Genomic DNA, 25,903 nt, shown 5'->3' with positions numbered 1-25,903 from the left:
TAACTTTTTTCTTCTAAAAAAAGGGCGCGAGCCGAAAGTTCCAGCCCGCGCCCCTTGCGGTTTTTACCGATCAGTGACAGCCGCTGCAGCCGCCGCAATTACCATTGCAGCCGCCCTCGCCGCAGCCACCGCAGCCGCCATGCTTGTGAGAGTGCCATGTGATCCAGCCCACACCGCCAAACACGATGACTGCCACAACGATCGTAGGCAGATTAAAGTTTGCTGCCAGAAATTCCATCATAAAGCATCTCTCCTTTCAGCAGACGAAGCTTACTTGTTTGCAGTGATCTTGGAAACGTCGATCTTGACCTCGTTGTCGCCGGTGTACTTGTTGGGACGGACCAGCAGGTAAATAAAGCAAGCCAGAACCACAGCCGCCACGATGGTAAAGAAGTTGAAGCCAACCTCGCCGGTGATCAGGCCGCCCAGCTGGTAAACCACCAGAGCTGCGCAGTAAGCCAGAGCACACATGTAACCAATGGCGATGGCCGTCCATCTGCCGTTGTTCATCTCGCGCTTGATGGCGCCCATAGCAGCGAAGCAGGGAGCGCACAGCAGGTTGAAGATCATGAAGGCGTAAGCCGACAGAGCGGTGTAGTCCTGCGCAACAGCAGCCCAGATCTCATCGCCGTTCTCAGACAGCTCGCCGCCGAAGTGATACAGAACACCGAAGGTACCAACCACGTTCTCCTTTGCGATCAGGCCGGAGACGGAAGCGACGGTTGCACGCCAGTTGCCGAAGCCCAGAGGTGCAAAGATCCATGCGACCTTGGTAGCGATAGCAGCCAGCACGGAGTTGTCCTGATCCTCGACCATACCGAAGGCACCGTTCTCGAAGCCGAAGCCCTGCAGGAACCACAGCACAACGGTAGCGGCCAGAATGACGGAGCCTGCGCGCTTGATGAAGGACCAGCCGCGCTCCCAGGTTGCACGGAACACGTTGCCCCATGCAGGCACATGGTATGCGGGCAGCTCCATCACGAAGGGAGCGGGATCACCTGCGAAGAGCTTGGTCTTCTTCAGGATCACGCCGGAGCAGATGATGGCAGCCATGCCAATGAAGTAAGCAGAGACAGCCACCAGAGAAGAACCGCCGAACATCGCACCTGCGATGAGGCCGATGATGGGCATCTTTGCGCCGCAGGGGATGAAGCAGGTGGTCATGATGGTCATGCGGCGGTCGCGCTCGTTCTCGATGGTACGGGATGCCATGACGCCCGGGACGCCGCAGCCGGTGCCCACCAGAACAGGGATGAAGCTCTTACCGGACAGGCCGAACTTGCGGAAGATACGGTCCATGATGAAGGCGACACGGGACATATAGCCCACATCCTCCAGAATGGACAGCAGGAAGAACAGCACCAGCATCTGGGGAACGAAGCCCAGAACTGCGCCGACACCGGCAACGATGCCGTCCATGATCAGGCCGTACAGCCAGCCTGCCACGCCGATGCTCTCCAGCAAGCCGCCCAGAGCATTGGGAACGATCTCACCGAACAGCACGTCGTTGGTCCAGTCAGTGGCAAAGGTACCAATGGCCCAGCCGCCGTCTGCAATGGAGGTGCCCATGGACAGGGAGTACATCAGGTACATGACCAGTGCGAAGATGGGCAGAGCCAGAATACGGTTGGTCACGATCTGGTCGATCTTATCGGAAACGGTCAGGTGCTCCACGCGGGCCTTCTTCTTGACAGCCTTGCCCACCACGGTGTTGATGTATGCATAGCGCTGGTTGGTGATGATGCTTTCTGCATCGTCGTCCAGCTCGGTCTCGCAATCCTTGATGTGCTGATCGATGTGATCCATCAGAGTCTTGTCCAGCTTCAGCTCATCCTGCACCTTGTCATCGCGCTCGAACAGCTTGACAGCGTACCAGCGCAGGAAGCGGTCATCCACCTTGCCCTGAATGGACTCTTCGATGTGGGCAATGGCGTGCTCCACGCTGCCGGTGAAGACATGGGGCAGCTCGCCGGCCTTGGTAGCCTTGGCGGCAGCCACAGCAGCCTTTGCAGCGGCCTCGGTGCCCTCGCCCTTCAGTGCGCTGATCTCCACAGCCTGACAGCCCAGCTCTGCGCTCAGCTTCTTCAGGTCGATCTTATCACCGTTCTTGCGCACCAGATCGATCATGTTCACCGCCATGACCACCGGGATGCCCAGCTCGATCAGCTGGGTGGTCAGGTACAGGTTGCGCTCGATGTTGGTGCCGTCGATGATGTTCAGGATGGCGTCGGGCTTCTCCTTGACCAGATAGGTACGGGAGACCACCTCTTCCAGCGTGTACGGAGACAGCGAGTAGATGCCGGGCAGGTCCTGAATGATAACATCCTTATCGCCCTTCAGCTTGCCTTCCTTCTTTTCCACCGTAACGCCGGGCCAGTTGCCGACATACTGGTTGGAGCCGGTCAGATTGTTGAACAGGGTCGTTTTACCGCAGTTCGGGTTGCCGGCAAGTGCAATTTTAATGCTCATTGCTTAATCCTTCCTCCCTTTGGGATCAGACTACTTCGATCATTTCAGCATCGGCCTTGCGCACGCTCAGCTCGTAGTTGCGCACGGTCAGCTCCATGGGGTCACCCAGAGGTGCCACCTTGCGGACATAGATCTCGACACCCTTGGTGATGCCCATGTCCATGATGCGGCGCTTGACCGGGCCTTCACCGTGCAGCTTTGCCACAGTAGCGGTCTCGCCGACCTTTACGTCTTTCAGAGTTTTCATTCTTAACCATCCTCCTCTGCTTGTCTTTATAGAGAGACTATTCCAGTTTCGGAGCAGCTCCCAAACAGCGCCGGGGCACTGTTCAGCCAATCATGATACGGTTTGCCATCGTCTTGTCCAGCGCGATGCGGCTCTCCTTGACCTGCAGGATCAGGTTGCCTGCGATCTCGTTGACGACCGTTACCTCACTGTCCACCACAAAGCCCAGCTCTGCCAGATGCAGCCGGATTTCGTCCTTGCCGGTGATCTTTTTGATGGTGACGGTCTCTCCTGCTTTTGCCATTGTCAAAGGCATCATACTTCCGCTTCCCTTCCTGTTTGAATCTGGGATATCGTTGCGGTTAGTCAGCCGCAACTACCAGCGTGGATAGTTTACGCTTACTAACCTTTGATGTCAATAGTTTTTTCATATTTAAAAGTTAGTTTATATGAACAAACAATTTTTCTGCCCGATTTTTTCCGTTTTTTCACCACAATCAACAACAACTAACTCAAATTATTGAGCCAAAGTTAGCCATTGTTTACATTTTCTCGTTCTTTTTTGGCGACATCTTGTAAACTATCACAAGGCTTTTTTCCTACTCCCGCTGTGCTCTTTTGCAGCAAATGACACAGCCGCGCGGTACAGTGGTCATTCTGCACCGCGCGGCCGCGTGTCAAAAGGAGGATTTCTTTCCCGCCGGTGCGTGGACACCAGCAGGCGCCAGGATAAAAAGAGAGTATTTGAAAAGAGAATGACAACATCAAGCCGCCACGGCAAGGCGGAGAATGGGCGTTCCGCTGTGGAACAGCCGCAGATAGACAGCCGTGCATTTGCTCAGCTGATCAAAGTGCTTCTGCGCTGCATCCGGGTCGCCGTAGGACTTCCAGCAGCCGCAGCAGGTAAAGTTCTTGCCGCGGTTCTCGATAAAGCCCACCACATCCCCCAGCGGATAGCCAAGGAACACCCCGATCTCATGGGGAAAATCCTCCGAGCAGCACAGCCTGCGGGAAAGCTGGGTGAGCATGCCGCCCACATCCAGCGGTTCCCCCGCTTCCGGCAGACGGTATCCCTCCTGCTGCAGGAAGCTCTGCACCTTTTCGTCTGCCAGTACAGCAGACAGCCTGCTTTCGCGGTAGACGTACACAAGATACCGGTGGTTGCGCACGCAGCCCTTGAGCACCCGCACCCGCAGGCCCTTGGGCTCAAGCTGGACATTCCAGTTTTTCACGCGGCGTGCAAGGTCGGCGCAGTCGCGGGTCTCGTAGCGGAACAGGCCCGCCGGTTTCAGGCTGGCCAGCACCGGGGCACACTGTTCGATCATGACCGTTTCAAAATTACGCTCCATGTCTGTGCCCTCCCGCCTTGTTTCTCCGGGCTATTGTTTCCCGGATGCACCGTGTTTATAAGTTAGATGTTTCTAACCTAGATTTCAAAAAAGAAGCGGCTTTGCGCGGAGCAATCAAGGCTTCGGCCTGCCGATTGGTTTCTTGCGGTTAGTTATCTATAACGTGACTGTATCTTACCACAGCCCGGGGGCATTGTCAACACTTTTTCTGAAAAAAGTTATCTGTAACAAACCATCATTTGCTTCGGCCTGTTTTTTGCGCATCCTACCGTTTTGAGGTGCGGTATGGTATAATAAGGAAAACCCTCTCAGGCGCTAACGCGCCAGCCGTTCCCCTTTCTGGCTTCGCCATCTTCCCCCGGCGCGGGGGAAGTCGTTCCACTCAGGGGGGAGCTCTTTATAGAGTCAGCGCATTCAAAAACTCTCCCCTTCGGGAAAGCTGGCATTGCGCAGCAATGACTGAGAGGGTTCTATCTTATAAAAGGAGCATGTTTCCCATGGCGCAGAACATCACACCGGAAAGCCTGATTTCGATCCTCGCCGCCGCACTGGCCCAGAAGCCCACAAAGCCGCTGGTGCTGGCGCTGGATGGCCGCTGCGGCAGCGGCAAGACCACCCTTGCCGACGGGCTGGCCCGGCAGTTTCCGGCCAGCATCGTCCTGCACACGGACGATTTCTATCTGCCGCCTGCCCAGCGTGTACGCGGCTGGGAAAAAACGCCCTGCGCCAACATGGACCTTATCCGTCTGCGGGACAAAGCCCTGCGCCCGGCCTATGAAGGCCAGCCGGTGCTCTACCGCGCCTACTCCTGCCGGGCGGGCGCATACCAGCCTGTGCAGGAGCTTGCCGCACAGCCGCTGGTCATTCTGGAGGGCAGCTACAGCCACCACCCGCTGTTGGCCGGGTATGAGACCCTGCAGGTCTTCGTCACCTGCTCAAGAGAAGAGCAGACCCGCCGCCTGCAGGCACGGGAGGGTGAGCGGTACGCCAATTTTGCCGCCCGGTGGATCCCGCTGGAGGAGGGCTACTTTGCCCAGTACCGCATTGAGGAAACGGCAGATCTAGCGGTGGACACGACCGCAGCCAATGCCTGCGCAGGAATGATGTGTAGGTGAATGCAAAAAAGGCACAGTTGTGAACTGCGCCCCTGTAGCATCGCTATCCAGCAAATCAGCAAACAAAAAAAGACGGACATTCCGCAGCATCTCATGTGCTGTAAGAATATCCGTCATGGTCGGAGCAGCGGGATTTGAACCCACGGCCTCCTCGTCCCGAACGAGGCGCGCTACCAACTGCGCTATGCCCCGAAAATACCGCAGCCAGTTGAGACTGCGGTTTTCTGGTTGGGGATGAGAGAATCGAACTCCCACAAGTAGAGTCAGAGTCTACCGCACTACCACTATGCAAATCCCCATTATTCTGTTTGTCTGCCGCGCTGTGCGCTGCTGACAGGGAATATTATACTCGAAAGGGTCTTGCTTGTCAACCATTTTTTTATTTTTTCCGCAAAACTTTTCTCCCATCTGCTCTGCCCGCAAAAACAGTCCGTGGGACCGTGTAAATTTTTTGCACTTCTCTTGACACGGTGCCCCATCCGGAATAATCTTATACTATAAATAAGCGGGTTCCCGGGCAGACTGACTTTCGGAGCCGGAATGCACGGTGCTGAACAGCAAATGAAAGAGGGCTTTTGAATGAAAAAACGTGTTGGAATCCTGACCTCCGGCGGTGATTGTCCGGGTCTGAACGCCACCATCCGCGGCGTAGCCAAAGCGCTGTATGCCCGCATGGGCGAGGATGTGGAGATCGTGGGCATCCTGAACGGCTACAGCGGTCTCATCAACGGCGATTACAAAGAGATGTGTGAGGACGACTTCCGCGGCATCCTGACGCTGGGCGGCACCATTCTGGGCACCAAACGCACCCCCTTTAAAATGATGCGTGTGGTGGAGAACGACAACGTTGATAAAGTCGCCGCCATGAAAAAGACCTACAAGGAAGCCAAGCTGGACTGCCTGCTGTGTCTGGGCGGCAACGGCACCCACAAAACCGCAAACCTGCTCTCGCAGGAGGGCCTGAACATCATCGGCCTGCCCAAGACCATCGATAACGATATCTACGGCACCGACGTGACCTTCGGCTTCCACACTGCCGTGGACATTGCCACCGATGTCATCGACCGCATCCACACCACTGCCGGTAGCCACAGCCGCGTAATGTGCATCGAGATCATGGGCAACAAGGCCGGCTGGCTGACGCTGTACTCCGGCATTGCTGGCGGTGCAGACATCATCCTGCTGCCGGAACAGCCCTATGATATCGACCGTGTGTGCTCTGCCGTGGAGCGCCGCGCCAAAAAGGGTTCCAACTTCTCCATCATCGCTGTAGCCGAGGGTGCCATCAACTGCGAGGAAGCCGGCATGAAGCGCAAGGAGTGGATGGCAAAGCGCGCCGAGGCAGGCTTTGGCACCACCGCCACCAACCGCATTGCACAGGCCGTGCAGAAAAAGACCGGCATGGAGACGCGTGTGTGCATCCCGGGCCACATGCAGCGCGGCGGCAGCCCCAGCGCCTACGACCGTGTTCTGGCCACCCAGTTCGGCAGCTATGCGGCAAAGCTGGTGGAGATTGAGCGCTACGGCGTGACAGTCGCCATGGTGAACGGTCACGTCACCCAGAACCGTCTGGTCGACATTGCAGGCAAGACCCGCAACGTGCCGGAGGGCTGCGAGCTGCTCACCGTCGCCCGCCGTATGGGCATCAGCCTGGGTTGATCACCATTTGAATGCTCTCCGCTTTGCTCTGAGCATTTTTAGCGGAATAATTATTTTTATTGGGGATTCCTGAAAATCTGCAGATTTTCAGGAATCCCTTTTTCACCGGAAGGGTCCCAACCGGCAGATGCTTCAAACACACTGAATGCCGTTTTCCGCTGCGCCCCTCCCGTGAAAATGCAGATCCCGGCAGGCCGCAGCCTGCCGGGATCTGCTCTATTTAGGAATCATATTTCCGCTGAATATGGCCAGAGTGCAACGGCGGCCATTCAAAATCGTCTGCCTGACAAATCAAAGATCCGTCACATCATGCCGGGTAGGCTGGTTCTGTTCAAAGGCCACGGCGCTTTCCAGCACACCGCGCACCATGCTCTCCACATCCTCGTGGGTGTAGAAAGCCGTGTGGTCGGTCAGGATCACGTTGGGCATGCTGCGCAGAACCGCCAGCTCCGGGTTGGGGATCACGTCGCCCATGCGGTTATAATAGTACAGGCCGTTCTCGTTTTCCAGCACGTCCAGCGCCGCGCCGCCCAGCTTTCCGCTTTCCAGCCCGGCGATGAGGGCATCGCTGTCGATCAGCTTGCCGCGGGCGGTGTTGATGATGGTCACGCCCGGCTTCATGGTCTCAATGGCTTTGGCGTCGATGAGATGGTGATTCTCCTCGGTGGCATTGGTGTGCAGGGTGATGACATCGCTTTCGGCCAGCAGGGTCTCCAGCGGCACATACTCCGCGATCTTCTTCACCTCTGCATTGGGGTACAGATCGTAGGCCAGCAGACGGCAGCCAAAGCCGGACAGATGCTGCAATACCGTGCGGCCAATGCGGCCGGTACCGATCACGCCCACCGTGCAGGTGGAGATGTCACGGCCGATCTTTCCCTGCAGCGAGTAGTCCTGCGCTTCCCCTCGCTTGAGGATGTGGCCCGCCTTGCGCAGGCTCATCAGCATGAGCATAATGGCAAAGTTCGCAACGCCGTTTGGGGGATAATCCACATTGGCCACCTTCATCCCCAGCGCTCGGGCAGTCTCGCGGTCCACATGGTCGTAGCCGATGGAGCGGCAGCAGATGGACTTTACGCCCAGTTCATGGAAGCGCTTTACCATGGGCGCGCTCATATCGCAGGGCGTTACCGATACAGCGTCATAGCCCTTTGCCAGCTCTGCATTTTCCAGTGTGGGATATTCCTGCGTATAGCCGAACTCGATATCCAGCTGCGGTGCCAGCCGCTGTGCAATGCTCAGCTCATCGTACGGACGCAGCGTGTAAAAAAAGACTTTTGTTGCCATAGAACTTCCCTCCCGGCTGATTTTGTCTTTATTTTAACACGTTCTGCGCGGACTGACGCATTTTTAGTGGTGAATTATATTCATTTTTTGCATGAGGACGCATATTTCCATGCAGATGCTGCAAAAAGAGTTGTAAAAAATCGGAAAAGAGGGTATGATAGAAGGAGCAAGTCGTAGTATACATCACTGAAACATAAAAGGAGTGTGCCTTATGCGCGCTTATGAACGGCTTTTGAATTATGTCCGGGTGCACACCACCTCGGATGAGACCTCCGGCACTCACCCCTCCGCCGAGCGGGAGTTCGACCTTGCCCGCCAGCTGGTGGAGGAGATGAAGGCTCTTGGCATGGAGGATGCCCATGTGGACGAGCACTGCTACGTCTACGGCACTCTGCCCGCCACCCCGGGCTGCGAGGACAAGCACGCACTGGGGCTCATTGCCCACATGGACACCGCCGATGATGCCAGCGGCGAGAATGTGCAGCCCATCGTCTGGGAGAACTACAACGGCGGCGATGTGACCCTGCCTGCCACCGGCATGGTGATGAAGCCCTCCATGTTCCCCTTCCTCACCTCCATGAAGGGGGAGACTCTTATCACCTCGGACGGCACCACTCTGCTGGGTGCCGACGACAAGGCCGGCATTGCGGAGATTCTGACCGCCGTGGAGACCCTGCAGCAAAAGGGCCTGCCCCACGGCAGACTGTGCGTAGCCTTTACGCCGGACGAGGAGATCGGCGAGGGCGCAGAACTGTTTGACATCTCCGGCTTCGGCGCAGACTTTGCCTACACTGTGGACGGCGGCGATGCCGGTTCCATTGAGTACGAGAACTTCAACGCCGCTTCTGCCACCGTGACCATCCACGGTTTCTCTGTCCACCCGGGCACCGCCAAGGACACCATGATCAACGCTTCCAATGTGGCCATGGAGTTCCATCAGGCGCTGCCCATCACCGCCCGCCCCGAAACGACCGAGGGCCGGCAGGGTTTCTATCATCTGTGCCAGATGTACGGCGATGTGACCACCGCAAAACTGGGCTATATCCTGCGCGACCACAGCGCCGACAAGCTGCAGTTCAAAAAGGACAACATGCTGGACATTGCCGAGTTTTTGAACGGCAAGTACGGCGAAGGCACCGTTGAGGTGGAGATCAAGGACAGCTACCGCAACATGCTGGAAAAGATCAAGCCGCATTTCCATTTAGTAGAAACCGCACGCAAGGCCACCCGCATGGCCGGGCTGGAACCGGAAGAGATTCCGGTGCGCGGCGGCACCGATGGCGCTATGCTGAGCTGGAAAGGCCTGCCCTGCCCGAACCTTGGCACCGGCGGCTTCAACTTCCACGGCGTGTGTGAGTGCATCACCGCCGAGCGCATGGACCGCTGCACCGAGATCCTGCTGAACATCATCAAATTGTACGCAGAGTAAATTTTATTTTTCAATATAACAAAAGTGGGTGCTATTTTCGGATAGCACCCACTTTTTGGTATACTCTGACGCTTATCTCTACGACTCCACTCGTGAAAATGCATTTGGAGCAGCCCGCAGGCTGCGACAAATGCGAAAAACAAAAATTAAATTCCACTGAACATGCCCAGAGTGAAACGGAGGGCATTCAAATCATTTAACCCACGTTGATATGTCCCACCGGCATGATCTTCCGCTTGTTATCGTCGGGCTTTGCCGTCAGGCTCATGGCCAGCGACACCGGGCCCACACGGCCCATGAACATGACCGCCATATACAAAGCTTTCGCGCCCCGGTTCAGCTGGCTGGTAACGCCCACCGAAAGGCCCACCGTACCAAAGGCCGAGCAGGATTCAAAGATCGCGTCAATGATCGATACCGCCTCCGAAGTGTTGTAGTACACCACCACAGCCGAGCCAACCGCCGCCAGCCCGCCGAGCACGATAATGGTCAAAGCACGATAAACCGTCTTGGACTCGATGTGGTGCTCTGCGATCACACAGTCGTCGCGGCCCTGAGCCACGCTGCGGATGGTCAGGATGATGACAGCAAAGGTGGTCACCTTCACACCGCCGCCGGTGGAGCCGGGTGCCGCACCGATGAATTGCAGCACACTCATCAGCAGCTTGGTAATGGGCCCGCAGGCGGCAAGGTCGATGGTATTCATGCCTGCCGTACGGGTAGACACCGACTGGAACAGCGCCGCCATCAGCTTACCGGGCACAGAGAGCCCGCCCATGCTGGCAGGATTGTTCCACTCCATCAGCGCGATGAGCGCCGCGCCGCCGAGCCACAGGATCACCGAGAAGCTCAGCACCACCTTAGCCTGCAGAGACAAGCGGTGTTTTTTGTGGTACTCGCCGATTTCCACCCAGACCATAAAGCCCAGACCGCCGGAAATGATCATGAACATTACAACGGCCTGTACATAGTAGTTGTTCACATAGGGCACCAGTGAGGAATACTGCCCGAACCGGCCAAACAGGTCAAAGCCCGCGTTGCAGAAGGCCGAAATTGCCGTAAACACACTGATCCAGATGCCCTCCAGCCCAAACTGCGGCACAAAGACAAACAGCAGCAGGAGGATACCGATGCCCTCAAACAGCCCGGCCAGACCCACCACGATCTTCAGCACGTCCTTTGCCTGCGCGTATCCATCTGCCGAGACGCTCTCGCCCAGCAGCCGCAGGTCACGGAAGCCCATGCGCCGCCGCATGGCCAGCGCAAAAAAGCTGGTGAGCGTGACCAGACCAAGGCCGCCTACCTGAATGAGCAGCAGGATCACGGCCTGCCCGAAGAAGGTAAACTGCGTCCAGGTGTCCCGCACGATCAGGCCGGTAACGCAGGTGGCACTGGTGGCCGTGAACATGGCATCCAGCACATCCAGCCGCCCATGCCTGCTGGCAATGGGCAGGCTGAGCAGGAAGGTGCCCAGCGCGATCACGATGACAAAGCTCCCGCAGATGATCTGCGTAGGCGTATACCCTCCCTTGCGCTTGCCCGCCGGGCGGTAAAACAGCTTTTTTCTCTTTATCTTTTCCATAAGATCCTCCGCACGCGGCAAGACCTGCCGCGGCTATTTCATTTCTCCTATAGCATACACCATTTTGCTTTACGGTTCAACTTGATTTTATCCGCAAAATGCTGTATTATAATAGGGTATCTGTCTCCGTAGCTCAGCTGGATAGAGCGTCCGCCTCCTAAGAATTCGGTCAACCTGATACCTTGGGTGCAGAAGTGATTGCTCTATTCAAAAGCAAAACCGAGAATCACGGTTTTCTCAACAAATTTTGATGCAACAAGTTTAACACCGTTCCGGTTGCAACGCAGTCGGTCACTTCGGTGTGAAAATCATTCTGCATATTCGTTTCCAAACGCGTTGAATTTCAAAAAATCAACGATAATACATAATATGCCTCAGTAGCTTAGCTGGATAAAGCGCCTCCCTCCTAAGGAGGAGACCGCAGGTTCGAATCCTGTCTGGGGTATCCCTTTATGAAAATGCGAAGGTCATTTTTCCATGTGAAAGACGATCTTCGCATTTTTCATTTTGAACCTATCACCAAAATTAGCCAGCTAATGCCATTAGCAGAATTTTCGGTTCCAGCTAATAAAATCAGGTTCCCAGCTAATGAAGCCCCATAAAGCACCTTTTGAACTCTGTTTTCCGGCTCTCTGCTAAAATTGGTAGCCGCTTTCCTGTAAATCCATGTAAATACAAGATAATTTGTGTAAATCTATTTTCCACATTCCTGCCCGAAACCGTGCAAAACACTTTTCTCCATACATAGCGCGTTCACTCGCTGTTCTTCCCGAACAGAAAGAGGAACGCGCTTTTTTATTTTCGGGCTGAACTTCCCGAATCCGTCAAAGGAGGGTTTACCGATGAAAAAAGTTCTGACCGTCACGATGGACGGTATCCGCTACCATGCTTCCCGCCCGGCAGATTGCCGGCACTGCTTCTTCTGGAAGAACCGAAAGAAGGGCTGCGTTCTCGGCAAAGAGAACTGCTACTATCTGATCGAGCCGCCCAAAGGCCCCAGCAAGTGCGAAGGGTGCCCCTACAAGCGGGCAAAGCCCTGTGTGCTGGTTCCCTGCTACAAAGACCTGATGGCACCGCTGGAGAAACGAGGTGATGCCAAGTGAGCCACAAGCGAAACGAAGCCCTGCGCCATGTCCAGCACTCCATGCACCATGTGATCGCCGCTGGCGAAGGTTCTGACCGTGCCCCGGACAGTTGCAAGCTGTGTCCGTACTATCGACCCGATTTCAAGTTCCGCACCTGCCTGTATGCCCACTGCCCTTATAAGAAGCAGGTCAATGTATTCCGTTCCACACCTGAAAAATGGGATATTCTCTATGCCCGAAAGAAAGCCGACAAGAACCGCAGACCTTGATTACTTCTATGGGCAGTCCAGCGAGCTGTTCTCCTTCTACCGAATTCCCAAGCTGTTGTTTCAGGATAGCTGCTTTCAACCGCTTTCCACAGATGCCAAAACGCTGTACGGCATCCTGCTCGATCGCATGAGCCTGTCAGCACGGAACGGCTGGTTGGACAAGGCTGGGCGGGTGTTCATCATCTATACCGTGCAGGAAGTGCAGGATTCACTGGGCTGTGCCGATAAAAAGGCGACCAAGCTGCTGCGAGAACTTGAAGAGTACGGCCTGATTGAACGCAAACGGAGGGGGCTGGGCAAGCCCAATCTCATCTATGTGAAGAATTTTTCGTCAGAATCGTCAAAACTACGCTTTCTGAATCGTGATAATGACGATTCTGGAGTCGTCCAGAATACGCTTCAAGACCCGGCCAAACTACGATGTAATAAGACTGAGAGAAATAATACAGAGATAAGCGATACTGATCCTATCTCTTCCGATGAAAACGACTGGATGAGCGAACGTGAACAACTGGAAGAATATTTTTCTCAGGCTTTGGAGGTAGACCTTCTGCTCCGGCTTTGCCCGGATGATGAGGACACCATCTATCAAATCGTGAATTTGCTGGTGGATACCTGCGCTACCAACCGTAAGCTACTGCACATTGCCGGGGACGATAAACCTGCCGAGGTGGTACGCAGCCGGTTTATGAAGCTGAACGCCGACCATATCCGTTTTGTGCTGAAGTGCCTTGCAGAGAACAGCAGCCCAATCCGAAACATGAAACAATATCTGCTCGCTTCTCTGTACAACGCACCCACCACGATGCAGCTTTCCTACCAGAACCAAACCAACCACGACTTAGCGATGCGGGGGTGATGAAAATTTCAAAGAAAGCAACCACGATTGCCATCGTCAACCAGAAAGGCGGCACTGGCAAGACCACTACTTGCGAAAATCTGGGCATTGGGCTGGCGATGGAGGGCAAGAAAGTCCTGTTGGTAGACGCTGACCCGCAGGGCAGCTTGACCATCAGCATGGGCTGGCAGCAGCCCGATGAACTGCCCACAACCCTTTCCACCTTGATGGCAAAAGCCATGAACGACCAGAGCATTCCACCCGGCGAAGGCATCCTGCACCACGCAGAAGGCATTGACCTGATTCCGGCAAACATTGAACTGGCAGGGCTGGAAGTTTCCCTTGTCAACTGCATGAACCGGGAAAAGATGCTGAAACAGGTGTTGGAAGGTGCGAAGCACGAGTACGATTTCATTCTGCTGGATTGCACCCCTTCCCTTGGGATGCTGACCGTCAATGCACTGGCGGCGGCAGACACCACCCTGATTCCGGTGCAGGCGCAGTACCTTTCCGCAAAAGGTCTGGAACAGCTTTTGCAGACCGTCCAAAAAGTCCGGCGGCAGATAAACCCGAAATTAAAAATTGAGGGCATTCTGCTGACTATGACAGATAGCCGCACCAACTATGGGCAGCAGATCGACAACCTGATTCGGGGTGCTTACGGCAGCAAGATCAAGGTGTTCGACCAGACCATTCCCCGGTCTGTCCGCGCTGCGGAGATCAGTGCCGTGGGTAAGAGCATTTTCCAGCACGACCCCAAAGGCAAGGTGGCAGAAGCCTATAAATCTCTGACCGAGGAGGTGATGGCGAATGCCGAAAAGCAGCTTAAACGTGTCGCTGAAAGGGGCAGATGATATTTTCTCCACAGAAGAATCCCGGCAGGAGCAGCAGCGAGAGCAGGTGCAGCAGATTCCCATCGGGGAGCTGTTCCCTTTCAAGAATCATCCATTTAAGGTTTTGGATGATGAATCCATGCAGCGCACGGTGGAAAGCGTGGAACAGTACGGCGTGCTTTCTCCGCTGATTGCCCGCCCTCGCCCGGAGGGTGGCTATGAGATGATCTCCGGGCACCGCCGTCAGCACGCTGCACAGCTTGCCGGGCTGGAAACCCTGCCGGTCATTGTCCGCAATATGGATGATGATGCCGCAGTTTTGCTCATGGTGGATAGCAATCTCCAGCGTGAGAGCATCCTGCCCAGTGAAAGGGCTTTCGCCTACAAAATGAAGCTGGAAGCCTTAAAAAATCAAGGTGCTAGGTCGGATTTAACTTCATCCCAAGTTGGGATGAAGTTGCAAGCCCTTGATATTGTTGGTCAGGAAGCTGGCGATAGTCGAAATCAAGTGCACCGCTTTATCCGCCTGACCAGCCTTATCCCTGAGCTGCTGGACATGGTGGACGAAAAGAAAATCGCTTTTAATCCCGCTGTGGAGTTGTCCTATCTGGACGAAAGCCAACAGCGGGATTTTTTAGAAGCGATGAATGACACCCAGAATGCGCCGTCCCTTTCTCAAGCGCAGCGGCTCAAAAAGCTGGCGCAGGAAGGGCACTTCTCGTATGACGTTGCCTTTGCAGTCATGGGCGAAGAGAAAAAGGACGAGCTGGACAAGGTGGTCATCAAAAACGACACCCTGCGGAAATACTTTCCTCGCAGCTACACCCCGAAACAGATGGAGGACACTATCATCAAGCTGCTGGAACAGTGGCAGCGCAAACTCCAGCGGCAGAACGAACGCTGACTTATACCGTAACGAAAGACCCGATGGGGCCTTTTTCTTTTGCAAACAAAAGGAGAAAAAACACTATGAACACTACTATTGATCTCAAGACCGCAAAGACCATCGAAGCCATGAACCAGAAGATCAACCACATGGACAATGCTGTGACCGACTTCTTCAACAAGATGAGCGATGTGCTGGAGCTGCAGCTCGGCGATGATGAAGTTTACGCCGCCGTGATTGCCCCGGAGATTGAACTGACCATCACCCCGCTGGCGAACGTTCGCAGTTACCTGCCTTGCTTCGATGAAACTGATTCCTGCTACAGCATCAGCGAAGATGTGCCGCTGGCACTCTGCTACGATCCTCGTCAGGTCATTACGCTGGCTGGCAAGCGTTACCTGTCCGGCGCAGTCATCTTTGTACGCTATGACACCGATGGCAACTTTGTTGCCCTTACCACCGGTGACCTGTACCTGATCCAGTGTTATCTGGGCGAGAACAGTGTTCCTCTGATGGCTGGACGCGAGAAGATGGTCTGCATCTGCATTGACTGAGAGATGCAGCATACTGTTCCTCTCAATTTGTTTCCAAAGGAATGTGCGTTGACTTTGCAATCCACGACACCAACAGCGGCAACCCCCATTGTCATATTATGCTTACCATGCGCCCCCTTGACGAGCGCGGCGCGTGGGCGGCGAAGTCCAAAAAGGAATATGACCTTGATGAAAGCGGTGAGCGTATCCGCTTGCCAAGCGGCAGATATAAGACGCACAAGGTTGACCTCACGGGCTGGAACAACAAGGACAACACCCTCTTGTGGCGCAAGGCATGGGCTGACTTTACCAACGACTTTTTGGAGAGGAACGGAAGCCCGGAGCGTATCGACCACCGCAGCAACGCCGAGCGCGGCATTGACGAGATACCCACCGTCCACATGGGCGTGGCGGCTTGCCAGATGGAGAAGAAAGGTATCGCCACCGAGAAAGGCGAACTGAACCGCAGTATTCAAAAGACAAACCGCCTTATCCGGGAAATCCGGGCGCAGATTGGGAAGCTCAAAGAATGGATTGCCGACCTGTTCAAAGCGCGGGAAACCGCCCCAGAACAGCCGCCGCAATCTCCCAACCTTGCAAATCTGCTGATGAAGTATTTGAGCGTTCAGAGAGAAAAGAGCCGGAAGTATTCGCAGCGTTGGCAACAACAGCACGCAGCCGATGAACTGAAAACCATAGCGGCGGCGGTCAACTATCTTTCCGAGCATGGTATCTCTAATCTTGACGAGCTGGACGCTTCTCTTTCCTCTGTCAGTGATAGAGCCTATTCAATCCGGGCAGGAATGAAAACCGCCGAGCAACGCATGAAAGAACTGCAAAAACTCATGGAGTACGGCAGAAATTATCAGACCTACAAGCCCATACAGGACGAGTACCGGCAAATCCGCTGGAAAGGAAAACAGGAGAAGTTTGCGGAAGCCCGCCGCACCGAGCTTACCCTATGGGACGCGGCAAACCGCTATCTCCATGCAAATCTGCCGAAAGGAACAAAGACCTTGCCTATTGCGGAATGGGAACAGGAATATGCTGACCTCAAAACGCAGAGGGACAGCGATTATACCAAACTGAAAGATACCCGCGCCGAGGTTGCCGAGCTTCAAAAAATCCGCAGGTGCGTGGATATTGCACTCCGCGCCGACCAACCGGAGCAGATGCAGAGCCGCACCAAGCGGCATGAACAGGAGCGATAAGAAAAGGACGGGCAAGCCATTTTGCTTGTCCGTCCTAAATGTTTTCCGATAAAATGGACGCTATTGATTCCTAATATTAAAACCAACTTGCTCTTTCGTCCCTAAATTCGGGCAGGTCACTATGCTCATAAGGATTATAATTATTCAAATTGCAGCCAAACTCTTTCAATGATTTTATTTTATTATCCTTTGTCCATTCAACCAGGGAAATTCCATCAAATTCCTCTATGCTCCCATTGTTCATTTCATTTTTGAAATACCACTCCACAATCGTCTGATTTCCTTTGTGGAAAAATTGTTTGATTTCCCAAGCAACGACTTTGCCACGAGTATTCCATTCCTGAAACCAGTGTTTTACGATTTGACGGTTATTATATTTTGGACCCCAACTTTCAGTATAAATTACATCTTCTGCAAAAATATTATCAATACCTAAATCCTGTTTTGTAAGCCACATTTCAAACCATAAGTGAATATTTTTTTCTCTTTCATTCACAATCCAGCACCTCACTAACTTCCGATTTTTCGGTTTCATTTTACATCAAAACTATGAACAATTCAACCACAGAAAGAGAGGTATCAGCCATGTATTACACCCAAGAACAGATAGACCACGCCAACCAAGCCGACCTTGTTTCTTTCCTGCAATCACAGGGCGAGCAGCTTACCCGCGCCGGACAGGAATACCGCTGGAAGCGGCACGACAGCCTGACCGTCCGGGGAAACAAATGGTACAGGCACAGCCAGAGCAAGGGCGGCGCACCCATTGATTTTGTCATGGAGTTTTTCGGCAAGAGCTTTACCGAAGCCGTTGAAATGCTGACAGGAGAAAAAGGCGCAGCCCCGCCGCCGGACAGACCAAGCCCCGCGCCCCTATCCGACTTCCGACTACCACCCCGCAGCACCGACAACCGCATAGCGAGGAACTACCTCACAGCAGCCCGCCGCATTGATGAAGATGTGACGGGCTTTTTCTTTTCCACCGGGGATATTTACGAGGAAGCCGCCCACCATAACGCCGTATTTGTCGGCAGAGATGAAAGCGGCATACCAAGGTACGCCCACCAGCGCGGCACAGCCGGGAACTTCCGGCTTGATGTGAAAGGCAGCGACAAAGCATTTAACTTCTGCTACCGGGGCGAGGGCGAAAGATTGTTTGTCTTTGAAGCCCCCGTTGACCTGCTCTCTTTCCTCTGCCTGTTCAAAAAGGACTGGCAGAAGCAAAGCTATCTGGCGTTGGGCGGCGTGGGAGAAAAAGCCCTGTTGCGCTTTCTCTCTGACCGTCCGAACATCAAGACCGTGTACCTCTGCCTTGACAGCGACGAAGCCGGAAACGACGCTTGCAGCCGCCTTGCAGAGCTTGTGCCGGAGGGCTTGACCGTCCATCGGCTTATCCCTCTTTTCAAGGACTGGAACGAGGTATTGCAGCACCGGGCAGAAATCACAGACGGGAAGTATTTGCGGGAAGCAATCTACGGCTTGAAAGAGCCGCCGCAGGAAGAAACCGTTGAGATTATCCGCATGAGCGAGGTTGACACACAGACCGTTGAATGGCTATGGGAGCCGTATATTCCCTTTGGGAAAGTAACCATTGTGCAGGGCAATCCCGGCGAGGGCAAGACCACTTTTGCCCTACGCCTTGCCGCCGCCTGCACCACCGGGGGAACGCTGCCGGGAATGAAGCCCTTGCCGCCATTCCAAGTAATTTACCAGACCGCCGAGGACGGGCTGGGCGATACCGTCAAGCCACGCTTGATAGAAGCCGCCGCAGACCTTGACCGGGTGCTTGTGATTGATGAAGCCAAGCGGGAGCTTACCCTCTCCGATGAGCGCATAGAAAAGGCAATCACGCAGAACGGGGCGCGGCTGATTATCCTTGACCCCATACAGGCGTACATGGGCGAAAAAACCGACATGAACCGGGCAAATGAAGTGCGCCCCATGTTCCGCCGCCTTGCCGATGTTGCCGAGCGTACCGGGTGCGCCGTTATCCTTATCGGACATCTCAACAAAGCTGCCGGAGGGCAGAGCGCATACCGGGGCTTAGGTTCTATCGACTTCCGCGCCGCAGCAAGGAGCGTCCTGCTGATCGGGCGCGTGAAGCGAGAACCGAATGTGCGCGTTATCGTCCATGACAAATCTTCCCTTGCGCCGGAGGGCAAGCCCGTTGCCTTTTGCCTTGACCCGGAAACGGGCTTTGAGTGGATAGGCGAATACGACATCACCGCCGACGAGCTGCTGTCCGGCGCGGGCGGGAACACCGCTACCAAAACCGAACAGGCTGAAAGGCTGATACTTGACCTGCTTGCAGACGGGAAAGAGCTTGCCAGCGAGGACATTGTAAAAGCCGCAGCCGAAGCCGGAATATCCGAAAGGACGGTACAGAACGCCAAGCGCAACATGGGCGGCATTTTAGGCGCAAGGCGCGTCGGCGGTCAATGGTACAACTTCATCAAGAAGAAGCAGCCACCCGAACCCGCAAGCTGAAAGTGCAAAACGCAGACCCTTTGCACTTTGCACTTTCGCACTTTCACGATAATTTGCGTCAATAACTCAAAAAAGCACTTGACAAAACGCTTCATGGGGCGGACCCAAAGATATCGAGCCGTTTATGGCTCCGAAGTTTGAGGACAATATCATTCTGACCAAAACAGAACGCCTGATGATGTCCAACCGCCCGCCGGACCCCAAGAATGCCCGAAACAAAAATGTGCTGGTAGTCGGCGGCTCCGGCAGCGGTAAGACAAGGTTCTTTATCAAGCCGAATCTGCTGCAATGTGATTCCAAGAATTTTCCGGTATCATTCGTAGTTACAGATTCGAAAGGTAGTATCGGCGTGGAATGTGGAGAAGCCCTGTTAAAGCACGGCTACAAGCTAAAATTCTTCAACACCATCAACTTTTCCAAGAGTATGCGCTATAACCCCATGGCGTACATCCACAGTGAAAAGGATGTTCTGAAACTCGTGACCGCACTGATGACCAACACCAAAGGTGAAGGTCAGGGCGGCGACCCATTCTGGGACAAAGCGGAACGGCTTCTGCTCGTTTCGCTGATCGCATACCTCCACTACGAAGCCCCTGTCGAGGAGCAAAACTTCGCAACATTGCTGGAAATGCTAAACACTATGCAGGTGTCTGAGGACGATGAAACTTATCAGAATCCGGTAGACCTGTTGTTTGAGGATCTGGGCAAGAAGAAGCCAAAATCCTTTGCCGTGCGGCAGTACAAACTTTACAAGCTAGCTGCCGGCAAAACGGCCAAGTCGATTCTTATTTCCTGCGGTGCCCGGCTCGCACCCTTCGATATTCAGGAAGTCCGGGATGCCACCATGTACGATGAGCTGGAACTGGACAAGCTGGGTGACCGGAAAACGGCGCTGTTCCTTATCATGAGCGATACGGACAGTACATTTAACTTCCTGATCTCCATGATCTACACACAGCTTTTCAATCTGCTCTGTGATAAGGCAGATGACCAATACGGCGGCAAACTGCCAGTCCATGTGCGGTGCCTGATCGATGAGTGTGCTAACATCGGTCAGATTCCGCAGCTGGAAAAGCTGGTGGCGACCATCCGCAGCCGTGAGATTTCCGCCTGCCTTGTTTTGCAGGCAAGAAGCCAGTTGAAAGCCATCTACAAGGACAATGCGGATACCATCGTGGGCAACATGGACAGCCAGATTTTTCTCGGCGGCAGCGAGCCTACCACCCTGAAAGAGTTGTCTGAAGCACTAGGGAAAGAAACAATCGACAGCTACAACAATTCTGATACCCGTGGCAATAGCCCAAGCTATGGAACCAACTATCAAAAACTCGGTCACGAACTTATGAGCCGAGATGAGTTGGCAGTTTTGGATGGCGGCAAGTGCATCCTGCAGCTTCGTGGTGTGCGCCCATTTTTGAGCGACAAGTACGACCTGACCCAGCACCCGAACTACAAGTACACCTCTGATTATGACCCCAAGAACGCCCTCGATATCGAGAAGTTCTTGAATCGAAAAGAAAAAATCCACCCGGATGATACCTTCATCATGGTGGATGCTGATTCACTCCCGCTCGCCTGATAAGACGAGCGGTTATTTTTTATCCATTGACCCAACAGGTACACCGGAAAATCAACCTTCGCCGTGGTTTTCGGCTTTTTGCAAACGGATTTCAGGTGTGTGCAGGGTCGCTTTTTCAAAACAAAGGAGATTTTTCTATGGAATTCTTTAACAGCGCAGTGGACGTTCTGAAGACTCTGGTTGTGGCACTGGGTGCCGGTCTGGGCGTGTGGGGTGCCGTGAACCTCATGGAGGGCTACGGCGGTGATAACCCCTCGGCCAATGCTCATGTACGGTAGAGAAGCACAAAGCAAAACAAGGATAGCCAGCCCTGCCACTATTCCGAAGTCAGGGGAACGCAATAGAAAAATTCATAGCTGTATGCTATACTTAATTAGCATTTGAACATATCAAGCTGACACAGCAATCTCTTTACTTGCCGTTAATGCGCGTCTACCAATAGTCCGCACAAAGCAAGAGTAGCGTAAAGGTATAAAAATTTCAAACTTCTTTGTAACGAAATTCCGATTTCTCCGTCTAACCTATGAAGCTGAAGGAGGTGATGACAAGTATGGACTATGAAAAGCTCTATAAAGCCTACTATTTACAGGTATACTCGTATACTATTTCTCTTGCCAAAAATCGTGAGATAGCAGAGGAAATCACGCAGAACACATTCTATAAGGCTGTCTCTACAACATCACAATTCAAAGGTAAGTCAGATGAATTGACATGGCTCTGCTCCATAGCAAAAAACCTTTACCATGATGAAATGCGAAGCCGTCAGCGAGTAGCTGATGTGAGTGAAATCAATGACTTGCCATCAAATGAAAATGTTGAGAACTCAGTTGCAGATTCTGACATGGCGTTCCGCATACACCTCGTTCTTCACCGTTTGGAAGAACCATACAAAGAAGTCTTTCAGCTTCGCGTATTCGGGGAACTATCTTTTTCACAAATCGCTGCAATTTTTGGAAAAACAGAATCATGGGCGAGAGTTACTTATCATCGTGCAAAGCTAAAAATTCAAGAAAGGATGGATGAAAAGCATGAGTAAACAATGCGATATTGTTCGAGATATTCTTCCGCTGTATGTTGACGGTGCTTGCAGCGAAGCAAGCGCAGAGATGGTAAAAGAGCATTTGAACGCCTGTGCTGACTGTAACGCAATTTATCAGAAATTACTTTCTCACACGAGCGAAGATGTTCTTCACGAAGAAAGCGAAAGCGTTATTATGCGCCATGAGGCAAAAGAAAAGCAGAGAGGCAGAAAAAAGATAACGATTGCTGTTCTCGTTTCCATCGCTCTTTGTATCATTGCAATTTTTACAGCTCTCTTTCTGTTACCTATAAACATTGCTTATGAGCCTGTCAAAATCGACTTCCCATTTGAGGTTGAAGATGTCGAAAACGTTGAAATGTACCACTATGACGGAGTGCCTGCATCAGCAGAAAAGAAAGTAGTTGTTGCTGAAAATGATATAAAGACCCTGTATGATAAGTTCAAGGGCTTATCCCTAAAAGACAAAACGACTGAGGAAACTGCCGGAGCAGATGTGACCAGCTTTAGATTTAACCTCTCAGATGGAACAAGCTACGATTTGATTTACGCCTGCTATGGGGTTAAAAACGGCGAATTGAAGTCAGCAGCAGGCGGTTTTAAGTATTTCACAAGTGCGGATATCGGCTCTTATTGGAACAATTTGAATACGGAACTTGAGGCAATTCCTATCAATGAGAGTGAATTGCCGTGAGCAGATAGCAAACCCAGCCGAGCCTGTCAACGGTCAAGATGAACGGCGCAAATGCGCCGCCGTTGACAGCCCCGCCCGTCTTTGCTGTTCGGTAATCAAGAGGGCGACAGCACAAGATGCTGCCGCCCTCTGCCATTATTCAGAAAGGGGGATTTTCCATGACCGAACACGAAAAGTATCAAGAACATATCCGGCATACACACGATGCCTTTTGCAAGACTGTTATTCGCCACGCTGCCATAGACGCAGCCCGGAGCATACGGAGCCGCCGCAAGCGGGAAATCTCGCTTGAATATCTGATAGAAGAAAAACACTATCCATTCAGTACCACAGATAAATACTTTGCGGAGCAATCCGGCATGACCAGCTATCCGCTTTTCGTCTGTGGTCAGATGGTGCTTTTGGAAAGTCCAGAGCTTGCCGCAGCCCTGTCCGCACTATCACAGATGGAACAGGAAATCATTTTCTTGTACTACTTCCAACGATTGACGCATAGGGAGATTGGACGGAGATATGGACGGGCTGGCAACACAACCGGGCGGCGTATTCAGATGATTTTACGGCGGCTACGGGCAGAGTTGGAGGGTTTGTCCTATGAGCCAGCTACTTCCCTATGAGACAATCGTTAAGGCAAGCGAGGGCGACCCGGAAGCTGTTGCCGCCGTCCTATCCCATTATGCGGGATATGTCCGCTCTTGTGCGAAAATGGACGGACAGATTAACACGGATATGCAGGAGCATATCGTCAGGCAACTGATAGAAAGCCTGTTGAAGTTCCGCTTTGACCGCTAAACAGAAAAGTTGTATAATTAGAGCCTGACAAATTAAACTTCAATGAGGGTAGAGCAAATGGAACAGATTATCAATTATAGAGACATGAGAGTGGAGGAAAATTGAAATAAATTTATTCGTATTATACGCATTGCTATCATCAGACTATGTCGTACTATAATAGTGGAGCGTCCACACCTTTCCGGACGGATACTGATTATTACCAAGCTGTTGGTGGCTAACGCATACGGTTTTGCAGGTATAGACAATGAAGAAAACTTTATATACATTTTTGGGCTGGAATTTTCTGCTGTTTGTAGCCGGTTTAAGTGATATTGTTTTTTACAGAGATCTTACATCGGCAGAAGCTATGGCAATAAGTTGGACCCAGCCAGCACTCGTAAGCGTCACTTCATTTTTGATATTGCTTTCAATATATTATGGGATGCACCAGCTCCTTTTTTGGAAAAAATTTCCATTTAAAACTGGAAGTCAATCAGGAAGATGTCGATAAAGCGCGAGATTCAATTTTCGCTTTTTTGAAAAAGGGAAAAATTGTCCCTGAAAAATTGCAGCAACACTTGAAGTATTTGATAATCGCTGAAGTTGTTTTGTGGTGCATTTTCATTATCTATCTTTTTGTATCAAGCTCTACAGCAATCTAATCCCATTACGGAAAAGTGAAAGCTCGCCAGATTTTATGTCTGGCGAGCTTTCATAATATTCTAATTTATAGCATTATAGCAACTCCAATTCAAATTCATCATATCAGCGTTTCAGGCGTTCTCTATGAAAAGGGGACAATTGGAACATGGCAAAAAGTAAGTAGCTGCTCAAACAGCAGCACGACCTCAACCTGCATGGTGAGCAGTAGCTTTAACACTAAGCCCGGAAAATCTTATAGGCTTGAGTATTCTGCGACCTTTAGCTATTCCGATGGACGGAGCGAAACCATTACCGGAAGTACCAGTAGATAAGTGGAGTTTGTTATATATTTCAGCAAGTTAGAAAGGTGTGAGGTAATTATAAAGGCGAGACCAACGCGAGTTATCCGATACCTAGCTATAGTCGCACTGTGCTTGCTTTTGGGCTTTATGCTTGGAAGAAAAAGCAAATATGAAAAACGAGATTATTTGAAACAATTCAAAATTGGAAAAGCAACATACTCTGAATCGTTGATATATGAGGCTTATGGCGGATTGCAAAATGATGGGATAATGTTAGCGGTATACTACGATGTGGATGCAGCCAAAATTATTCATCAACTCGATTCATGGGAGAAAATTAATGATTCTCCAACCATATCTTCTATATTAAAAAATGTGTCGTCATATTTTGGATTAGATTTTGTGATTCCTGAAATTGCAAGTGGAAATTTTTTTCTTTATGATAATAGTCAGCATAAGGAACTACGCTCGGAAGCCGAAATGAATACATTGCTTTTACATTCTGAAGATGTGAATTTTAGTCTCGTTGTCTGGGATGATGAGAAGCACACAATTTATATAGTAGAGTACAGAATTTAAGGAGGTTCGTTATGAAGAGGTTCGTATCATTAATTCTTTCAGTGTGTTTTTTGTTTTCGATAAATACTGTGTCTTATGCTGCTAACATAAGCAGCCGTAAAGCTAGCAATCCTGTTATTCAAAGCATGAATGATAAGTATCATGTTGATTTTTCGGGAATCCAACATCTGACAGAACTGATCGGACAGATGAAACCGATGTACCGTGACCCACTGCGCCTTTTGGCAATGGGCTACACCAACCGGGAGATTGCCAAATCGCTTGGACTGACGGACGAAGTGGTTCGGATGCGGCTTTTCCGTGGAAGAAAACTATTGTGGAAGGAGTTGAACCACCATGAGTGAGCAGACAGAAGTTTCTTTTGACACTGCGTTGATGATGGCAATCCATGCAGATGCACAGAAAGAACTGAACGAGCTACCAACTCCGGCGCAGCTTAAAGAACGCTACCCGGACACTTCCCGATGGGATGCTCGCCTGCAAGCGGCGTTGCATAAACACCGCCCTGTGCTGAAACGAGTGCTTATTACGGTCCTGACGCTGGTAATTTTAACTCTCGGCGCGCTTGCAGTAAGTGCAGATTTCCGCAGGGCAGTCTACACGATGATTCAGAAGTTCTTGCCGATTGAGATGCAGCTGACGTATCAAGTGGACGGCGAACCGTTGGAACGATTGCCGGATGGATACAGCGATCATTATGTGCCGGACGGCTTTGAAATGGACGATTCCATTTCGTTCATCATAGCCATTTACCCACACAATCCAGACGGTATCTGGCTCTGTTGAACCTCATCTTCATTATACTTCAAATCTTTCTTTTTAGCAAGATATTCTTTTGTATTTGTTTTGCCGTATTTCTGGGAAATCAGGCTGACGAACACATCGGTGGCGTCCAGTTCCCCGTCAAATACGGTTGTCACTTCAATCTTGGTCTTATTTTTCGCCATAGGCAGTTATCCTCCATACATGAAAATAGCCAGACAGAGAACGGTCGGCAACGAAGTCCGGCAACGGGCTTCAAAAGACCTTGCAAACA

27 protein-coding genes, 3 tRNA genes and 2 pseudogenes are annotated in these 25,903 nt (G+C 52.2%); 21 read left to right on the top strand and 11 right to left on the bottom strand.

Annotated elements, in window-relative coordinates:
* Positions 1–70 precede the first annotated feature (70 nt).
* The 5 genes from ACKXF7_RS07780 to ACKXF7_RS07760 form a co-directional block, all read right to left on the bottom strand.
* Positions 71–241, bottom strand: a complete 171-nt coding sequence (locus ACKXF7_RS07780; protein WP_339396114.1) for a FeoB-associated Cys-rich membrane protein — start codon at positions 239–241, stop codon at positions 71–73.
* A gap of 29 nt (positions 242–270) precedes the next feature.
* On the bottom strand, positions 271–2,469 hold the full coding sequence (gene feoB, locus ACKXF7_RS07775; RefSeq protein ID WP_423740985.1) for a ferrous iron transport protein B: 2,199 nt from the start codon (positions 2,467–2,469) through the stop codon (positions 271–273).
* Between the two features lie 25 nt (positions 2,470–2,494).
* Entirely contained in the window at positions 2,495–2,716 is a 222-nt protein-coding gene (locus ACKXF7_RS07770) for a FeoA family protein (protein WP_005944554.1), read from the bottom strand.
* An 82-nt stretch (positions 2,717–2,798) separates the two neighbouring features.
* Positions 2,799–3,014 carry a FeoA family protein gene (locus ACKXF7_RS07765; RefSeq protein ID WP_249237206.1) on the bottom strand — a complete coding sequence of 72 codons (216 nt, stop codon included), beginning with the start codon at positions 3,012–3,014 and terminating at the stop codon, positions 2,799–2,801.
* A 445-nt stretch (positions 3,015–3,459) separates the two neighbouring features.
* Positions 3,460–4,044: a DUF3793 family protein gene (locus tag ACKXF7_RS07760; RefSeq protein WP_339396112.1), complete on the bottom strand. Its 585-nt coding sequence runs from the start codon at positions 4,042–4,044 to the stop codon at positions 3,460–3,462.
* A 497-nt stretch (positions 4,045–4,541) separates the two neighbouring features.
* Here ACKXF7_RS07760 and ACKXF7_RS07755 point away from each other — a divergent pair, with 497 nt between their 5' ends.
* Positions 4,542–5,159, top strand: a complete 618-nt coding sequence (locus ACKXF7_RS07755; protein ID WP_423740984.1) for a uridine kinase family protein — start codon at positions 4,542–4,544, stop codon at positions 5,157–5,159.
* Between the two features lie 116 nt (positions 5,160–5,275).
* On the opposite strand, the gene ACKXF7_RS07750 is transcribed toward ACKXF7_RS07755, so the two are convergent.
* Both ACKXF7_RS07750 and ACKXF7_RS07745 read right to left on the bottom strand, forming a co-directional pair.
* Positions 5,276–5,351: transfer RNA gene (locus tag ACKXF7_RS07750), tRNA-Pro, on the bottom strand.
* A gap of 33 nt (positions 5,352–5,384) precedes the next feature.
* Positions 5,385–5,458 (bottom strand) — tRNA-Gln (locus ACKXF7_RS07745).
* 280 nt (positions 5,459–5,738) lie between these two features.
* Between ACKXF7_RS07745 and ACKXF7_RS07740 the strand changes: the two genes are divergently transcribed.
* The gene (locus ACKXF7_RS07740) at positions 5,739–6,818 is read left to right on the top strand and encodes a 6-phosphofructokinase (protein WP_423740983.1); all 1,080 of its coding nucleotides are present in this window, start codon (positions 5,739–5,741) and stop codon (positions 6,816–6,818) included.
* Positions 6,819–7,109: 291 nt separating this feature from the next.
* Here the strand turns inward: ACKXF7_RS07740 and ACKXF7_RS07735 are convergent, their stop codons facing one another.
* Positions 7,110–8,105 carry a D-isomer specific 2-hydroxyacid dehydrogenase family protein gene (locus ACKXF7_RS07735; RefSeq protein WP_423740982.1) on the bottom strand — a complete coding sequence of 332 codons (996 nt, stop codon included), beginning with the start codon at positions 8,103–8,105 and terminating at the stop codon, positions 7,110–7,112.
* Between the two features lie 211 nt (positions 8,106–8,316).
* On the opposite strand from ACKXF7_RS07735, the gene pepT reads away from it, so the two are divergent.
* Positions 8,317–9,534, top strand: coding sequence for a peptidase T (pepT, locus tag ACKXF7_RS07730; protein WP_423740981.1), 1,218 nt, complete (start codon positions 8,317–8,319; stop codon positions 9,532–9,534).
* A gap of 196 nt (positions 9,535–9,730) precedes the next feature.
* Here the strand turns inward: pepT and ACKXF7_RS07725 are convergent, their stop codons facing one another.
* On the bottom strand, positions 9,731–11,116 hold the full coding sequence (locus ACKXF7_RS07725) for a TrkH family potassium uptake protein (protein ID WP_348585115.1): 1,386 nt from the start codon (positions 11,114–11,116) through the stop codon (positions 9,731–9,733).
* Positions 11,117–11,487: 371 nt separating this feature from the next.
* Between ACKXF7_RS07725 and ACKXF7_RS07720 the strand changes: the two genes are divergently transcribed.
* The 8 genes from ACKXF7_RS07720 (at position 11,488) to ACKXF7_RS07685 (ending at position 16,771) form a co-directional block, all read left to right on the top strand.
* A tRNA-Arg gene (locus ACKXF7_RS07720) sits at positions 11,488–11,561 on the top strand.
* A gap of 397 nt (positions 11,562–11,958) precedes the next feature.
* Complete coding sequence (locus tag ACKXF7_RS07715) at positions 11,959–12,219, top strand: hypothetical protein (protein WP_005945283.1); 261 nt, start codon at positions 11,959–11,961, stop codon at positions 12,217–12,219.
* Positions 12,216–12,470, top strand: coding sequence for a hypothetical protein (locus tag ACKXF7_RS07710; protein WP_005924919.1), 255 nt, complete (start codon positions 12,216–12,218; stop codon positions 12,468–12,470). The genes ACKXF7_RS07715 and ACKXF7_RS07710 overlap by 4 nt, the downstream gene beginning before the upstream one ends.
* Positions 12,433–13,329: a DUF6017 domain-containing protein gene (locus tag ACKXF7_RS07705; RefSeq protein ID WP_423740980.1), complete on the top strand. Its 897-nt coding sequence runs from the start codon at positions 12,433–12,435 to the stop codon at positions 13,327–13,329. Before ACKXF7_RS07710 ends, ACKXF7_RS07705 begins: the two co-directional genes overlap by 38 nt.
* Positions 13,329–14,162 (top strand): ParA family protein, encoded by an 834-nt coding sequence (locus tag ACKXF7_RS07700; protein WP_055186034.1) that lies wholly within the window; start codon positions 13,329–13,331, stop codon positions 14,160–14,162. Before ACKXF7_RS07705 ends, ACKXF7_RS07700 begins: the two co-directional genes overlap by 1 nt.
* A complete protein-coding gene (locus tag ACKXF7_RS07695; protein ID WP_423740979.1) occupies positions 14,119–15,045 on the top strand; it encodes a ParB/RepB/Spo0J family partition protein in 927 nt (308 codons plus the stop codon). Before ACKXF7_RS07700 ends, ACKXF7_RS07695 begins: the two co-directional genes overlap by 44 nt.
* Positions 15,046–15,110: 65 nt before the next feature.
* Positions 15,111–15,581 carry a hypothetical protein gene (locus ACKXF7_RS07690; protein ID WP_112121886.1) on the top strand — a complete coding sequence of 157 codons (471 nt, stop codon included), beginning with the start codon at positions 15,111–15,113 and terminating at the stop codon, positions 15,579–15,581.
* A complete protein-coding gene (locus tag ACKXF7_RS07685; protein WP_423742621.1) occupies positions 15,578–16,771 on the top strand; it encodes a MobA/MobL family protein in 1,194 nt (397 codons plus the stop codon). Before ACKXF7_RS07690 ends, ACKXF7_RS07685 begins: the two co-directional genes overlap by 4 nt.
* 76 nt (positions 16,772–16,847) lie before the next feature.
* On the opposite strand, the gene ACKXF7_RS07680 is transcribed toward ACKXF7_RS07685, so the two are convergent.
* On the bottom strand, positions 16,848–17,267 hold the full coding sequence (locus ACKXF7_RS07680) for a nuclear transport factor 2 family protein (RefSeq protein ID WP_055059684.1): 420 nt from the start codon (positions 17,265–17,267) through the stop codon (positions 16,848–16,850).
* 89 nt (positions 17,268–17,356) lie between these two features.
* On the opposite strand from ACKXF7_RS07680, the gene ACKXF7_RS07675 reads away from it, so the two are divergent.
* The 10 genes and pseudogenes from ACKXF7_RS07675 to ACKXF7_RS07630 form a co-directional block, all read left to right on the top strand.
* Positions 17,357–19,258 (top strand): AAA family ATPase, encoded by a 1,902-nt coding sequence (locus ACKXF7_RS07675; protein WP_423740978.1) that lies wholly within the window; start codon positions 17,357–17,359, stop codon positions 19,256–19,258.
* 85 nt (positions 19,259–19,343) lie between these two features.
* Positions 19,344–20,837, top strand: a pseudogene (locus ACKXF7_RS07670) (VirD4-like conjugal transfer protein, CD1115 family); the annotation flags it as partial.
* Positions 20,838–20,974: 137 nt separating this feature from the next.
* Positions 20,975–21,115, top strand: a complete 141-nt coding sequence (locus tag ACKXF7_RS07665) for a Maff2 family mobile element protein (protein ID WP_005924798.1) — start codon at positions 20,975–20,977, stop codon at positions 21,113–21,115.
* 245 nt (positions 21,116–21,360) lie between these two features.
* Positions 21,361–21,873: an RNA polymerase sigma factor gene (locus tag ACKXF7_RS07660; RefSeq protein WP_003533443.1), complete on the top strand. Its 513-nt coding sequence runs from the start codon at positions 21,361–21,363 to the stop codon at positions 21,871–21,873.
* Positions 21,866–22,570 carry a zf-HC2 domain-containing protein gene (locus tag ACKXF7_RS07655; RefSeq protein ID WP_005946129.1) on the top strand — a complete coding sequence of 235 codons (705 nt, stop codon included), beginning with the start codon at positions 21,866–21,868 and terminating at the stop codon, positions 22,568–22,570. The genes ACKXF7_RS07660 and ACKXF7_RS07655 overlap by 8 nt, the downstream gene beginning before the upstream one ends.
* Positions 22,571–22,686: 116 nt before the next feature.
* On the top strand, positions 22,687–23,187 hold the full coding sequence (locus tag ACKXF7_RS07650; RefSeq protein WP_004853592.1) for an RNA polymerase sigma factor: 501 nt from the start codon (positions 22,687–22,689) through the stop codon (positions 23,185–23,187).
* A complete protein-coding gene (locus tag ACKXF7_RS07645; protein ID WP_005921293.1) occupies positions 23,165–23,362 on the top strand; it encodes a helix-turn-helix domain-containing protein in 198 nt (65 codons plus the stop codon). Before ACKXF7_RS07650 ends, ACKXF7_RS07645 begins: the two co-directional genes overlap by 23 nt.
* 1,112 nt (positions 23,363–24,474) lie before the next feature.
* Positions 24,475–24,867, top strand: a complete 393-nt coding sequence (locus ACKXF7_RS07640; RefSeq protein ID WP_223383318.1) for a hypothetical protein — start codon at positions 24,475–24,477, stop codon at positions 24,865–24,867.
* Between the two features lie 11 nt (positions 24,868–24,878).
* Positions 24,879–25,211, top strand: a complete 333-nt coding sequence (locus tag ACKXF7_RS07635) for an RNA polymerase sigma factor (RefSeq protein WP_423740977.1) — start codon at positions 24,879–24,881, stop codon at positions 25,209–25,211.
* Positions 25,204–25,605 (top strand): annotated as a pseudogene (locus tag ACKXF7_RS07630) (DUF4367 domain-containing protein); the annotation flags it as partial. The gene ACKXF7_RS07635 and the pseudogene ACKXF7_RS07630, both read left to right, overlap by 8 nt.
* A gap of 11 nt (positions 25,606–25,616) precedes the next feature.
* Here ACKXF7_RS07630 and ACKXF7_RS07625 read toward each other — a convergent pair.
* Positions 25,617–25,814 carry a hypothetical protein gene (locus ACKXF7_RS07625; protein WP_002595176.1) on the bottom strand — a complete coding sequence of 66 codons (198 nt, stop codon included), beginning with the start codon at positions 25,812–25,814 and terminating at the stop codon, positions 25,617–25,619.
* Positions 25,815–25,903 lie beyond the last annotated feature (89 nt).

The organism is Faecalibacterium sp. 7, from assembly GCF_049562865.1.
GTDB classification, from domain to species: Bacteria; Bacillota; Clostridia; order Oscillospirales; family Ruminococcaceae; genus Faecalibacterium; species Faecalibacterium wellingii.
This window is presented reverse-complemented; position numbering and strand designations above follow the sequence as displayed.